Annotated in this window: 8 protein-coding genes; 5 read left to right on the top strand and 3 right to left on the bottom strand. The window is 52.1% G+C overall.

The window, feature by feature from the left end:
- Positions 1–61: 61 nt before the first annotated feature.
- Positions 62–877: a 5'-nucleotidase, lipoprotein e(P4) family gene (locus HF324_RS05615; RefSeq protein WP_168810298.1), complete on the bottom strand. Its 816-nt coding sequence runs from the start codon at positions 875–877 to the stop codon at positions 62–64.
- A 91-nt stretch (positions 878–968) separates the two neighbouring features.
- Between HF324_RS05615 and dprA the strand changes: the two genes are divergently transcribed.
- Positions 969–2,069 (top strand): DNA-processing protein DprA, encoded by a 1,101-nt coding sequence (dprA, locus tag HF324_RS05610; RefSeq protein WP_168810296.1) that lies wholly within the window; start codon positions 969–971, stop codon positions 2,067–2,069.
- Between the two features lie 131 nt (positions 2,070–2,200).
- The gene (gene guaB, locus HF324_RS05605) at positions 2,201–3,673 is read left to right on the top strand and encodes an IMP dehydrogenase (protein ID WP_168862084.1); all 1,473 of its coding nucleotides are present in this window, start codon (positions 2,201–2,203) and stop codon (positions 3,671–3,673) included.
- Between the two features lie 105 nt (positions 3,674–3,778).
- Here guaB and HF324_RS05600 read toward each other — a convergent pair whose 3' ends face one another.
- Positions 3,779–5,179 (bottom strand): SusD/RagB family nutrient-binding outer membrane lipoprotein, encoded by a 1,401-nt coding sequence (locus HF324_RS05600; RefSeq protein ID WP_168810292.1) that lies wholly within the window; start codon positions 5,177–5,179, stop codon positions 3,779–3,781.
- Positions 5,180–5,202: 23 nt separating this feature from the next.
- Complete coding sequence (locus HF324_RS05595) at positions 5,203–8,253, bottom strand: SusC/RagA family TonB-linked outer membrane protein (RefSeq protein WP_168810290.1); 3,051 nt, start codon at positions 8,251–8,253, stop codon at positions 5,203–5,205.
- Positions 8,254–9,007: 754 nt separating this feature from the next.
- Between HF324_RS05595 and lnt the strand changes: the two genes are divergently transcribed.
- From lnt to HF324_RS05580, 3 genes are read left to right on the top strand one after another with little or no spacing between them, the layout of a single operon-like run.
- Positions 9,008–10,621, top strand: coding sequence for an apolipoprotein N-acyltransferase (lnt, locus tag HF324_RS05590; protein WP_168862083.1), 1,614 nt, complete (start codon positions 9,008–9,010; stop codon positions 10,619–10,621).
- Positions 10,614–11,393, top strand: a complete 780-nt coding sequence (locus HF324_RS05585; RefSeq protein ID WP_168862082.1) for an alpha/beta fold hydrolase — start codon at positions 10,614–10,616, stop codon at positions 11,391–11,393. The genes lnt and HF324_RS05585 overlap by 8 nt, the downstream gene beginning before the upstream one ends.
- A gap of 35 nt (positions 11,394–11,428) precedes the next feature.
- Entirely contained in the window at positions 11,429–14,074 is a 2,646-nt protein-coding gene (locus tag HF324_RS05580; RefSeq protein ID WP_168862081.1) for a PKD domain-containing protein, read from the top strand.
- Positions 14,075–14,097 lie beyond the last annotated feature (23 nt).

The following is a 14,097-nucleotide window of genomic DNA, read 5'->3' as shown; positions in this document are numbered from 1 at the left end:
TGCGTTCTTAAATTTTCTCAAAAAAAAATCAAAAACTTAGCGCGCTTTGCGTGAAAGAATCCTAGTAATTCCGCAGCCGCGCTTTCATCACGCTGTCTTTCTGTTGCGGTGTGAGCCTATACTGATAATTATACAGCGCCCCTTCCCAGTCTCCGTACATCGGGTTGGGCAGCACGATAAACCGGCTGCCGAAGCTGGCAGCGGATTGCAGGGCGGCGGCATTTCTTTCTGCCACCGGTTTTTTATCGAAGATAGCGGAGAAATCGCTGAGGTTATCACCAAAAAGCATTACAATTTCATACTGCTGCAACACTTGCTGGCGGCGGGGTTCTTTGCCGGAGCCGGCTGTTTTCAGCAACAAATTTTGATCAACAGCATCCGGGAAGCCATAGTGCTGCAGGTTTTTCAGGGTAGCAGCCCTTTCCGCTTCCAGCCTGTTGGTGATGTAAAACACTTTTACGCCTTTGGAAGCCGCGTATTTAAAGAAAGCAGGAGCGCCCGGTACTGTATCGGCGATCGCTTTGGCGGTCCATTCCATCCAGCTTTTATCGTCATAACTTTTGCCGTTCAGTGCCTGGTGAACAGAATACGGGCTGTTGTCGAGCACCGTTTCGTCTATATCTGTTACCACAGCGAGGGGCAGATGATGGGGCTGCGCCAGGTACTGGTCCAGCCGCAAAGCTGCCAGCTGATAGGCTTGCAGGCAGAGGGCTTTGTATTCGCCTGCCTGTTGCTGCCATAAGGCGGCCCATGCAGGACCATAAGGCGTGAGCTGTGTGGCCGGCGCAGCGGATGTTTGCACAGCGACCGGAGTTGTTGTCTTACAGGCCAGCATTCCCAGCAGCAGTACGCCTGACCATAACCGTTTCATCATCATAAAAAATTACTGTTGTTGACTGCAAAAATAATCGGTTCCGGCAACATGCGTGCTGAAGGGAAAATCGTAATTTAAAAGGAAATTGTTTGTTATGCCCGAGGAGTTACTATACCAGGTAGCCTTAACCCGTATTCCATTAATCGGCGATGTCATTATCCGTAAGCTGCTGGAGACGTTTGGCAGCGCCGGCGATATTTTTCGTGCGCGGCGGCGCGAGCTGGAACGCATTGAAACAGTGGGCAGCATCAGGGCCAATGCCATCTGTGCTTTCCGCGATTTCAGTGAGGCGGAGAAAGAAATTCATTTTATGAAGAAGTATGGTATCCGGGCGTTGTTCTGTACGCAGCCGGATTATCCGCAGCGCCTGCACCACTGTTACGACAGTCCGTCGCTGTTATATTACAAAGGCACCGCTTCGCTGAATGTCCCCCGGATGGTCAGTGTGGTGGGTACGCGGAAACCCTCTGCCTATGGACGGCGTATGTGCCGTCAACTGACGGAAGAGCTGGCTGCCGCACAGGTGACGGTGGTGAGCGGACTGGCATATGGCATCGATATATTAGCCCACGAAACGGCTTTACAGGCCGGTACGCCTACGATTGGCGTGCTGGCGCATGGGCTGGACCGTATTTATCCTGCTGCGCACAAAAACACGGCGGTAGCCATGATGGCGCAGGGCGGGCTGTTGACCGACTTTATGAGTGGCCATTTGCCTGACAGGCAAAATTTCCCGAAGCGTAACCGTATTGTGGCCGGCATCTGTGACGCCACTATCGTTATAGAAAGCGGGCTTCAGGGCGGATCGCTGATCACCGCCGACCTGGCGGGCGGTTACCACCGCGATGTGTTCTGTATTCCGGGCAGAGCGGATGATCCGCAGGCGGCAGGCTGCAATCATCTTATAAAAAACAATAAAGCGATGTTAATCACCGGAGCGGCGGACGTTTTACAGATGATGGGCTGGGAAGAGCGTTCACGGCCGCCGGTTATACAGCGGGAATTGTTTTTACAATTGTCAGACAATGAACAAAAACTGATGCAACTACTGCGGGAGAAGTCGCCCCGGCACGTAGAAGAGTTGTATCTGCTGACCGGCCTTACCGGCAGCGAGGTAGCGGAAGCAGTGTTCAGCATGGAAATGCAAAGCATCCTCAAAAGCTTGCCCGGACAGCGTTACGAGCTGGTCATCTAAAGATATTGCGTGGGTTAATAACGTAATGTTAACAGTCGCTCCCCGGCGCGTTGGCGGTGAATATTTTATTTATTGGCAAAATAGAGCTACATTTGCGTGCAATTATTTTTTAACTGATTAATAATTGCATCATGCCTGCGGGAAAATCTAAACCCAAATTTGTAGCTGACGGCCTTACCTTTGACGACGTGCTCCTCGTGCCGGCCTACAGCGAAGTTCTGCCTAAAGAAGTAAACATCTCCACGCAACTCACCAAGAACCTGCGCCTGAACATACCAATGGTATCAGCGGCTATGGACACTGTGACAGAAGCCAACCTGGCTATCGCGCTGGCGAGAGAAGGGGGTATAGGTATTCTCCACAAAAACATGAGCATCGAAAGACAAGCGGAGATGGTAAGAAGGGTAAAACGTAGCGAAAGCGGTCTGATTATGGACCCCGTTACCCTGAAAGCCGACGCCACTATTGGCCAGGCGCTGAAGCTCATGAAAGAAAACGGCATTGGTGGTATTCCCATTATCGATGACAATAACAAACTGGTTGGTATTCTGACCAACAGGGATCTGCGTTTTGAAAGAAACAAAAAGCGCCTGGTGTCTGAAGTAATGACCAGTGAAAAACTCATCACAGCACCAGAAGGCACCGACCTGAAAAAGGCGGAAAAAATCCTTCAGCAATATAAAATAGAAAAGCTGCCGGTTGTTAACAAACAAGGTAAACTGGTTGGCCTGATCACTTATCGCGACATTCTCCAGCTGACCAGCTATCCCAATGCCGTAAAAGATGAATTCGGCCGCCTGCTGGTAGGTGCTGCTCTCGGTATTACCCCTGATGTACTGGACCGTGCCCAGGCCCTCATCAACGTAGGTGTTGACGTAGTGTGCCTGGACAGCTCCCATGGTCACTCCATCGCGGTGATCAACACGCTCAAAAAATTAAAGAAAGCCTTCCCTAAACTGCAGGTGATCGCCGGTAACGTGGCCACTGCAGAAGGTGCACTGGCGCTCGCTCAGGCAGGAGCCGACGCGGTGAAAGTAGGTGTGGGACCTGGTTCTATCTGTACCACCCGTATCGTCACCGGCGCTGGTTTCCCTCAGCTGTCTGCCATCCTGGAAGCATCTGAAGCACTGAAGAAAATGGGCATTCCGGTGATCGCCGATGGCGGTATCCGTTATACCGGCGATATGGTAAAAGCCATCGCTGCCGGCGCCTCCTGCATCATGGCAGGTTCCATCTTCGCCGGTGTGGAAGAAAGTCCCGGAGAAACCATTATCTACGAAGGCCGTAAATTTAAATCCTACCGCGGCATGGGCTCTATCGAAGCCATGCAGGAAGGCAGTAAAGACCGTTACTTCCAGGACGAAGACGATATCAAGAAACTCGTTCCGGAAGGCATCGTAGGCCGCGTACCTTACAAAGGCTACCTGTCCGAAGTGATCCAGCAATTCGTTGGCGGCCTGCGCGCCGGTATGGGCCTCACCGGTTCCAAAGACGTGAAAGCCTTACAGGGTGCACAGTTCGTAAAAATCACCGCTGCTACCGTGAAAGAAAACCACCCGCACGATGTGGTAATCACGAAAGAAGCGCCGAACTACAGCCGGTAATCAATTACGAATTACGAATTACGAATTCGTAAGCGAAGATAAAAGCGAAGACCTGAGCAAACATACATCGCTCAGGTCTTCGCTTTTTTAATTCGTAATTCGTAATTATTTCGCATCCCACCATACACGGTCAGCGGTAGTAACCTTATGATCAGGCTGCGGGTTGGCCAGGATCTCGTTGGAAGGATAAGGCCATCTTCTCGGGATGTAGTTCACGAAAGGATTTTCCGGCAGCTGCAGTTCGGGGTAACCGGTACGTCTCCAGTCGTTGTACGTTTCGATGGAGAGGAAGCCGGCCACGTATTTTTCGTAGATGATTTCTTTGATGCCATTGGCAGCGGTGAGTGCAGGGCGGCTGTTGATATACGCCTGCGCCGCAGCGCCGTCTACTTTCAGCATGTCCATGTGCGCTTTGATCGCTGCCTGGTAAACAGGCGTGGCGGCGGCGGCGCCGGATTTGATGAAAGTGGCTTCCGCCTTGATGAACAGCGCTTCGGCATAGGTAGCGAGGAACAGCGGCGCATCGGCTGCTGCGTAGAAGCTGTTTACCTGTGAAAGCACTGTCGGGTCGGGGATGGTAGTAGCGCCCGGTACGCGGCCGGTATATCCGCCGTCAACGTCTTTGGTGGCGATGATGGGCAGACGCGGGTCATTATTGTTTTTCAGGAAGTCGATGAACGTTTTGTTCATCACCACGCCGCCGGCGCCGGGTTCTGTATTTTTAAACCAGGGGCTTTCGGCCTGTGCGCCGCCGGTGTAAGACACCGTTGCGTTGTCGCTGTTGTCCGCGAAAGCGTTGGCCAGCGCAGCCAGTGCCAGATCAGCCTGAGCAGCAGCGGTATGGCCAGGCGCTTTGGTGAGGCGCAGGTAAAAACGGGCTTTCAGCATATAAGCCAGTTTTTTCCACTTTGCCATATTACCCTGGTAGATGTAATCGTCTGTACCGGGAGCGATAGCGCTTTTCGGTTGACCAGCGTAATAGATGGCGCTGTCCAGCAGTACCTGCAGTTGCTGATAAATCGATTCCTGGCTGTCATATTTCGGCCTGGAAACCTCCGGCAGCTTCATGGCCTCACTGGAAGGCACATTGCCCCACACGTCGGTGGCAATAGCGAGGTTAAAGGCATACAGCGTTTTACCGATCGCCATGTATTCATTATGACCGGCAGTCCTTGCCTGGTTCATCATCAGGCGCAGGTTATTAAGGATGTTCGGATAGATGTAATACGTCCAGGTGTTATCCACATCCACCGGAAAAATACGGAACGTTTCCTGGCCGGGAGACGGCTGGTTTTGAGACAGCTGTTGCATCCAGTAGGCATTATTTACGCCATTGTAGCCGCCTACCACCTGTGTGGACACGGTCACTTCCACGGGCGGAAGGATCAGTTTCTCCGATACGTCCATCGGGTTATTAGGGTCCTGGTTCACATCCAGGAATTTTTTACAGCCGCTACCCAACAGCACGGTACCTAAAAATATGGTGGCTATATATAGTCTTCTCATGATTGTTATGCTTTTAAATACTACTAAAAGGTTGCTTTTAAACCGATGATCACGGTGTGGTTGGACGGCGCCATGAAGTTGGCAAAACCTTGTCCGTTACCACTTCCGTTGAGGCTCACTTCCGGATCTGAACCGGTATAGTTTTTATGCAGGATAAAGTTGGTACCTGTAACGTTCAGCGCCAGTGATTTAAAAGGTGTTCCTTTCAGCATACCGCCGAAATTGTAACCCAGTGACACCTGCCTTAATTTCAGGTAAGAACCGTCTTCGATAGAGCTTTCATCTGCCGCAGAATAGATATCGGTATAATAGCCCTGTGTTAATGGCACTGACAGTGTATTCTGTTTTTGGGTGCTTTCAATGATACCTGGGAATACCACATTGGAACCGCGGTTCTCGGTTACTTTAGGCGTACCGTAGAACAGCAGGTAGTGGTTGTCCAGGTTGAGGATGTCGCCGCCATGTTTGTGGTCCAGTACGAAGGAGAAGGTCAGCGCTTTCCAGGTGAGGGTGCTGGTGATACCACCCAGCCATTTCGGCGTTACATAACCGATAGGGGCGATATCGTCTGCCACCTGCGGATAACCGTCATCGCTCAGCAGCATCTGCCCTGCATCGTTGCGTTTGAAGTGAGTACCCATGATCACGCCATAACCCTTGTCAGCAAAAGCGTAGATACCAGGGGTAGTGAAACCGGCGAGGAAGATGCTCTCCAAACCTGGCGCCAGCCTGGTCACAGTGTTCTTGATTTTTGTGTAGTTAACACCGATGTCCCATGTCAGGTTTTTGGTTTTCACCGGTGTAATATTCAATACTACTTCTACGCCTTTGTTGCGCATATCGCCGGAGTTCATTGTAGCGGTAGGGTAACCGGAAGCGCCGGAAAGCGGAGAAGTGGTGATCAGGTCTTCACTTTTCTTATCGAAATAGCTTATTTCCAGTCCGGCTCTGTTCCGGAAGAATTTGGTTTCCAGACCTACTTCGAATTCCTTCACGCTTTCGTTTTTAAGCGGGAAACCGTAAGTAGTGCTTTGCAGATAACCGTTCTGTCCCTGGAAGGGGAAATTAACGTTACCCACAGATGCCTTAATGTAAGGTGTTGTTAACGAGTAAGGACCTACGTTGTCGTTACCTACTGCGGAATAGGACACTCTCAGTTTACCGAAGTTCAGGATATTGTTGTCGGACATGCCCAGCGCTTCGGTGAAGATAAAGCCGCCGCTTACAGATCCGTAAGGGTAGAACTGTTTGTCTTTAGACAGTACGGAAGAACCGTCGTAACGGCCGGTGAGGGCCAGTGTCAGCATCTTTCTCCATTCCACGTTTGCCTGTGCGTAGAAACCTACTTTTCTGCTTTTGTACAGGTTGTAGGTAGAGCTCACGTTGCTGGTGTTAGCAACGGTATACAGACCGGGAACAGATAACGCCACACCTTCCACGTAGTTATTGTTGTTGTAGTTGGACAGGATGTTGTTACCGATGAGCAGGTCGGTGGTCCAGTCTTCACCGAAGTTTTTGCGCGCTTGTATCATCAGGTCGTGGTTGAACTGCTGGTACTGGATATCGCGTTTATATAATCTGCCGTCAACAGATTTAGAACCGATAACGCCCACATTTTCATGATAATCGGTATTGTTAACATACATATCGGCGCCGAATCTTTCGGTGATGGTCAGCCAGGAGAGCGGAGAATAAGACAGGTTGATCACCGGGATGATGCGGTTGGTTTTATCGCGCAGGCCGGTGTTATCCAGGAGCCAGTAAGGGTTGTTACGGGCAGCGCGGTACACCTGCTGGGAGCCGTCTGGTTTAGTAGTTGGCAGCGGATTCCAGGAGATAGGCGCGGCATAGACGGTCCACAGCGGGCTGGCGAGGCTGTTACCTTCCAGCAAACGGTGGTTATCGGAGTAGATGTAGTTGAACTGCGTGGTGAGGCGAAGGTTTTTAGCCAGTTCTACACCATATTTTACGAACAGCGCATGCCTGGAATAATCGGTGTTAGGCATGGTACCGTTAGTCTTCAGGAAAGAGTAAGATACCAGGTAATTGGACTTATCTCCGAAACCGCTTACGGACACGTTGTTATCCGTGGTGTGACCTGTGCGGAAGAAGTCTTTTACGTTATCTCTTTTAGGAACAGGTACTCCGCCTACCTTCAGGGTATCGATGAGTGGACCCCAGGAAGTGGAGCCTAACTGGCCTGCATTACCATTTACATATTTACCACCGGTTCCCTGTGCATATTTGCTCTGGAAGCTCGGCAGGATAGGATTTTCGAAAGAGTAGCTGGTGCCTACGGAGACGGTGGGTTTACCTGAGCCGGCGCCCATACCGTTTTTAGTAGTGATGATGATCGCGCCTTTGGCAGCAGCGGAACCATAGAGAGCAGTTGCTGCGGAGCCTTTCAGCACGTTGATGCTTTCGATGATGTTAGGATCAATATCGGCAGCGCGGTTGGAAGTACCGCCGCCACTGAGGGCGCCATCAGGGTTACCAGCCTCATTGTTGTCCATGGGGATACCATCGATCACGACAAGGGCCTGGTTGCCGCCGGTGAGGGAGCTGTTACCGCGGATCACGATCCTGGCGGAGCTTCCGGGCATACCGCTGGAGTTGGTGATCTGTACGCCAGCCACTTTACCGGAGAGGGCATTTACCAGGTTGTTTTGTTTCGCTTCCACGATGGAGGCGCCTTTCACTTCCTGTGTAGCGTAGGTGAGGGTGCGTTTGTCGCGTTTGATACCCAATGCTGTTACCACCAGTTCGTTGAGTGACTGGTTGCTGCCTTTGAGGGCCACTGTGAGCGCGTTGCCGCTGGCGTCTGTCACAATGGTCTGGTTGGCATATCCCACAAAGGAAAAGATGAGGGAGGCTCCTGCGGGCGCTTCCAGCTTGAATTGTCCGTCCGGCCCGGAAATAGTGCCTTTTGAAGTTCCTTTAACGAGCACGTTTACACCAGGCAAGGGAGTGCCGTCTTTAGCATCGGTTACTTTACCGGTAATGGTCCGTGTTTGCGCGTATGCCTGCAGCATACAGATGGTCACGAACAACCAAAGGAATAATCCTTTCTTCATGAGCAATTTAGATTTTGAAAGATGATTTCTGATACCTGATAGCAATGGCATGGCCATCTCTTAATTCGTATATCCATGTTAGTTATACGTACTAAAAGGTTTTAGTAGACAATAAAATCCTGATCCGGGATGTTGTACCGGTTGCGGTGACAGTAATGATCCTGGACAATGGTGTTCGTTTAAGCCCCTGGCTTAAGTGTTCAGATAATTGGTCGCTGTTTTAGATTTAGACGTTGTTTATTTGATTTAGATGATGCAAAAACCTTTTAAGCACAATATGTAATGCCAAGTCCGGGAGGACGGGCCCATATCGTTGCTTCACGAGTAAGGTCGAGTAACCTGCTGGATTATTCAGACGACCAGCTTTCGTCTTCCTCCGCTTACTAACAAGTGCCTCCTGTTCGGTTGACGGCTGCGTCCTGCAGCCCGTTTTTTCATCGTTCGCTCCTATGTCTCTTCAGTTGACTTTTTTATATTTTATAGCGCGATCCGGACACTCACCTACTTTCTATGTGATCAGTCCGCCATGTATCAATGAGTGGACTAAATTATGAAAAAAATGTTAAACTTTCCGAGCGTAAATATATATGATTTTTATTAATTCGTATTATCAACCTATCAAGCGCTTTTCTTTTATCAGTGTGACGCTCAATAATAAATGTCCGTTTTAATATTGAATTAAATCATTAAAATCTACTTAAAATAGCGTAGGCGCTTTCCTTATCTTCGCCCCTGTTTTGATGAATATCCGATCATGAAATTATCTTTCTTCCTCTGCAGTGTTATCAGCGGCTTGTTACTCTGGCTGGCCTGGCCCACTATGCCCTTTACTCCGCTGGTGTTCGTCGGTTTCATTCCCCTATTGTACCTGACTGAAAAAATACACCACCGGGGAAAATATTTCGGCTGGATATTTCTTTCATTGCTGATATGGAACGTGGCCACCACCTGGTGGGTGGGCAATACCACCGTACCGGCCAGCGGCGTATTCGCCAACAGCTTCAATGCGCTGCTGATGAGCATTCCCTGGCTGGCCTACAAAGGCAGTCGCCGCCGCCTCCCGGAAACGATGTCCTATTTCGCGCTGATCGTGTTCTGGCTCACCTTCGAGCTGATACATCAGACATGGGAACTGAGCTGGCCCTGGCTGGTACTGGGCAACGCCTTCGCCATGCGGCCGGGATGGATACAATGGTACCAGTTCACCGGCGCCTCCGGTGGCACCCTCTGGGTACTACTGGCCAACATTACCCTTTACCAGGCCTGGAAACGGGCACGGATATACGATCTGAGCGGGAGCCGGTTGCTGCGTAAAGAAATATGGAAGCCGGCGGCCGTTATCCTGCTGCCCCTGTTGTGTTCCGCTTTCATCCATCCCACGCCGGACGATCCGGCCAGGAAAATCGGGGTGGTAGTGGTACAGCCGAACATCGACCCCTATGATGAAAAATTTAGCGCCAGCTCCGCGACAGAGCAGCTGGAAAAGTTTATCCGCCTGTCGGAAGCAAAGGCAGACAGCAACACCCGGTATTTTGTATGGCCGGAAACAGCGTTGTTTCCCAACGGCGCCTGGGAGCACCAGTTGAACTACCAGCCGGAAGTACAGGCTATCCGCCGTATGCTGCTGCGGTACCCCAAAGCCAAAGTGATCACCGGCGCCGTTACCATGAAACAATACCGGGAAACGGAGGAGGCGCCCGTCACCGCCCGCCGCATGGAAGACGGTACCCCGTGGGAACCGTTTAACACCGCCCTGCAGATCGACACTTCGCAAAACATACAGGTATATCATAAGTATGAACTGGTGCCCGGCGTAGAGCTGACACCGTACGTACGGTACCTTTCCTTTATGCAGCAACTGGCCCTCGATTTTGGCGGTATTTCCGGCAGCTATGGCCGCACGCCTGCCGCCACCATGCTCACCAACCCGGCAGACAGCATCAGCATATTCCCCACCATCTGCTATGAGTCCGTTTTCAGCGACTATGTGGCCGCAGGCGTAAAACCCGGCGCCAACCTGCTGATGGTGATCACCAACGACGGCTGGTGGGGCCGCACCGAAGGTCACCGCCAGCATCTCCAGTACGCCCGCATCCGCGCCATCGAAACGCGGAAATGGGTGGTCAGAAGCGCCAATACCGGCATCTCCGCCGTGGTAGACCCGGCCGGCAATATTTATCAGCCCCAGCCCTACTGGGAAGAGGCTGTTTTTAACGCAACTGTAACACCCAGGCAGGAACAAACGTTCTACGTCAGAAATGGCGATCTTCTGTCCAAAGGAGCGGTAATATTTTGTATCTTGTTGGTGGTACATGCTTTTATTTCACGATTTATTCCCGGCTTAAGACATGCGGAAAACAATGCATAACGGAACCAGCCAATACGATGATCAGGGCAAAGGCCCGGTGGTGGTACTTCTCCACGGCTTCGCCGAAAACGCCGGTCTGTGGGATATCCAGCAGGCTTATCTCAAAGACCGCTTCCGCGTGATTACCCCGGACCTGCCGGGCGCCGGCGGCGTACCGGTGACAACGCCGCTGACCATCGAATCCATGGCTGACTACGTATATGCCATCCTGTTAGCCGAAAACGTGGAAAAAGCAACCATCATCGGCCACTCTATGGGCGGTTACGTAGCCCTGGCGTTCGTCGAAAAATACCCGCAGCTGGTGCAGGGACTGGGATTGTTCCACTCCACCGCCACCGCTGATACCGAAGAGAAAAAAGAGGCCCGCCGGAAATCCATCCGGATGATACAACAATATGGCGCTGAAACCTTTGCCAGACAAACGCTGCCAAATATGTTCAGCCCTGCCTTTAAAACCGCGCAGCCTGACCGGACAGACGCCTATGTTCAAATGGGTATGCAGTGTTCCGAAGCAGCCATGATAGCCTACTATGAAGCTATGATGCAGCGTCCCGACCGCACCGCCATACTCAAAAACACAACGACACCCGTGCTGTTCATCATCGGGAAAGATGATGCAGCCGTACCGACAGACATCATATTGCCGCAGATTACTTTACCCAGGATAAGCAGCATTCATATTTTTGATCAGGTAGGACATATGGGAATGTGGGAAATATATGAAACTGCCAACGTGGTACTGCAGCAGTTCGTGGAGTTCTGTCAGCTTTGACATAACTTTTATCACCACAACCAAAATCGCCTGTTTTGAAGAAAATAACCCTTCTCCTGATAGGTTTTGCATACATCCTCCCCATGTATGCCAGCCATATTATCGGCGGCCAGATTTTCTATAAGCTGGTGCAATCCGGTCCCGGCGCCAATACCTACCAGGTCACGATGAAGTTATACCGCATCTGTGAGAGCGGCGACCGGATCGCCGAGATGCCCGCAACCATCATCCTCGCTTCCTTCGATAAAAAAGACAACAGCTTTGTCAGCCAATACCGGATCGACCGGAACAATTTTGAAACAAAACAGGCCACCCAGATAGATCCCTGCATTATCAACCCACCCCGGGTCTGCTTCCAGGTGGGTACCTACCAGACGACCATCACCCTGCCCAATAACGCCGACGGGTACACTATCGCCTTTCAGAGCTGCTGCCGCGACCCGTTCATGATGAACATCGTAGCGGAACGCATCCCCGGCACCAACGACCGCGGCACCGGCGCCACCTATTTCGCGGAAATACCCGGCACCAACAGCGGCGCCGTAGACGCCACCGGCGCGCTAAAAAACTCCGGCCCCGCTTTCACCAAAGAAGAAGCCATCCTCGTATGCGCTGATAAAAAATTCACCTACGATTTCTCCGCCACCGACGCCGACGGTGACCAGCTGGAATACGAATTCTGCGACGCCTACACCGGCGGCCAGCTGACCGACCAATCCGGCATCCCTCCCGCAGCGACCAACCCGCCCTATCGTTTTGTGCAGTATATCAGCCCCTTCAGCGGGCAATCGCCCCTCGGCCCAAAAGTGACCATCGACCGGAAAACAGGTATCATCAGCGGCACCGCGCCGGCTGCCGGCAAATATGTGGTGACCGTATGTGTCAACGAATACCGTAACGGAAAAAAAATAGGCACTCTCCGCAAAGACTTTCACATCACCGTCACCACCTGCGTAAAACAGGTGACGGCCGCCATGCCGGACAAATACGCCGATTGCAGCAGCCTGACCATCACCTTCCTCAATAACAGCACCCTCGGCAAGCCCTACACCTGGGACTTCGGCGATGGTACCCCGCAGGTAACCACCACTTCCGCCAATCCCCTTCCACATACCTACGCCAAAGAAGGGACCTACTACGTAAAACTGTATGTGGATAAAAACAGTAATTGCGGCGACAGTGCCCTGGCTACCGTATACGCCTATCCGAAATTTGATCCCGACTTCCGGGTAGCCGGACTGTGCACGGAAAAGCCCTCGGTGTTTACCCCGGACGTAACCCGGGTAGACCGTGGCATTGTGTCTTATTACAAATGGGACTTCGGCACCGGCGTCGCCGGCGATACTTCCAATATCCCATCACCCCGGTTCCAGTATAAACAACCCGGCACCTACAACGTACAGCTGTTTCTCCGTTCTACCGTAGGTTGCGAGAAAACTGTCACCCATCCGCTCACCGTATATGACCGGCCTCCCTTCCGGGCTACCGCAGACACACTGCTATGTTACCGCGACAGCCTCCGTATGTGGGCTGCCAGCGACCTGCCCGGCACCTACCAGTGGACGCCGGACAACTATAAAATACTGAATCCCAAAACGCCCAACCCCATTGTGTTTCCGAGGATCGATACCGCTTACACCGTTAGGTTCACCGACCAACAGGGATGCACCAACGATAAAAGAATACTGGTAGACGTAAGGGATTCGCTGTTGATACATACGCAGCCGGACAGTACCGTCTGTACCGGCGACGAAATCCATCTGACCGTACAGGCAGATGGCGCCTATGCATACCAGTGGACCAACCTCGGCAACAACCAGGTAGTCAGCAACCTGATCGATGCTTTCGTGACGCCTGCGCCGCCACAGCAGACCTATGAAGTAGTAGCTTCCCTGGGAAAATGTCATACTGCCGACACCGTTAGTCTCAAAGTCGTAGATCCTCCCAAACCCGTCGCCTATCCGGATACGACGATCTGCTTCGGCACCCCTGTGCTGCTGCGGGCAGAAGGCGGCGCCTACTACCGGTGGTCGCCCTCCTATTATGTCAAAGATCCCACGCACGCCATGACGCTGGCCTACCCTGAAGACACCACCCGCTTCACGGTAACGGTGACGGACACACTGGGATGCCCCAAAAAAGTGACTGCCAGCGCGCTGGTACGGGTAGTACCGAAGGTGCGTGCCTTTGCCGGCAATGATACCATCGTGATGCTCAATGTGCCCTTCCGGTTACAGGCTTCCGGCGGCGTACGCTATACCTGGGCGCCCGTCACCGGTCTGAACGATCCGAAAGTCCCCAACCCGGTGACGATGATCAACCGTGATATTACCTACACCGTCACCGCCTATTCACAGGAGGGCTGCAGCGGTACTGACGATATCTTCGTCCGTTTCATCGCAGGACCGGAAATCTATATCCCTAACGCATTTTCGCCGAATGGCGACGGGCAGAACGACGTGTTCCGTCCCATACCCGTAGGCATGGTTAAAATAGACTTCTTCCGGGTGTTTGACCGCTGGGGAAAACTGATGTACGACAATACCGCCTATATGAAAGGATGGGATGGCAGGGTCAATGGCCAGCCTGCCGCTGTAGGCACCTACGTATGGGTGGTACAGGGACGGGACGTGGACGACAAAACCGTACTCCGGAAAGGCACTGTCACCCTTGTCAGATAAAGCTGCTGACAGGTAATCCATTA

Origin of the sequence: Chitinophaga oryzae, from assembly GCF_012516375.2 — a bacterium.
GTDB lineage: Bacteria > Bacteroidota > Bacteroidia > Chitinophagales > Chitinophagaceae > Chitinophaga > Chitinophaga oryzae.
This window is presented reverse-complemented; position numbering and strand designations above follow the sequence as displayed.

Bases quoted from the DNA above. Each gene is read 5' to 3' on its own strand.
- HF324_RS05615 (WP_168810298.1), bottom strand. From the start codon at position 877: ATGATGATGAAACGGTTATGGTCAGGCGTACTGCTGCTGGGAATGCTG.
- dprA (WP_168810296.1), top strand. From the start codon at position 969: ATGCCCGAGGAGTTACTATACCAGGTAGCCTTAACCCGTATTCCATTA.
- guaB (WP_168862084.1), top strand. From the start codon at position 2,201: ATGCCTGCGGGAAAATCTAAACCCAAATTTGTAGCTGACGGCCTTACC.
- HF324_RS05600 (WP_168810292.1), bottom strand. From the start codon at position 5,179: ATGAGAAGACTATATATAGCCACCATATTTTTAGGTACCGTGCTGTTG.
- HF324_RS05595 (WP_168810290.1), bottom strand. From the start codon at position 8,253: ATGAAGAAAGGATTATTCCTTTGGTTGTTCGTGACCATCTGTATGCTG.
- lnt (WP_168862083.1), top strand. From the start codon at position 9,008: ATGAAATTATCTTTCTTCCTCTGCAGTGTTATCAGCGGCTTGTTACTC.
- HF324_RS05585 (WP_168862082.1), top strand. From the start codon at position 10,614: ATGCATAACGGAACCAGCCAATACGATGATCAGGGCAAAGGCCCGGTG.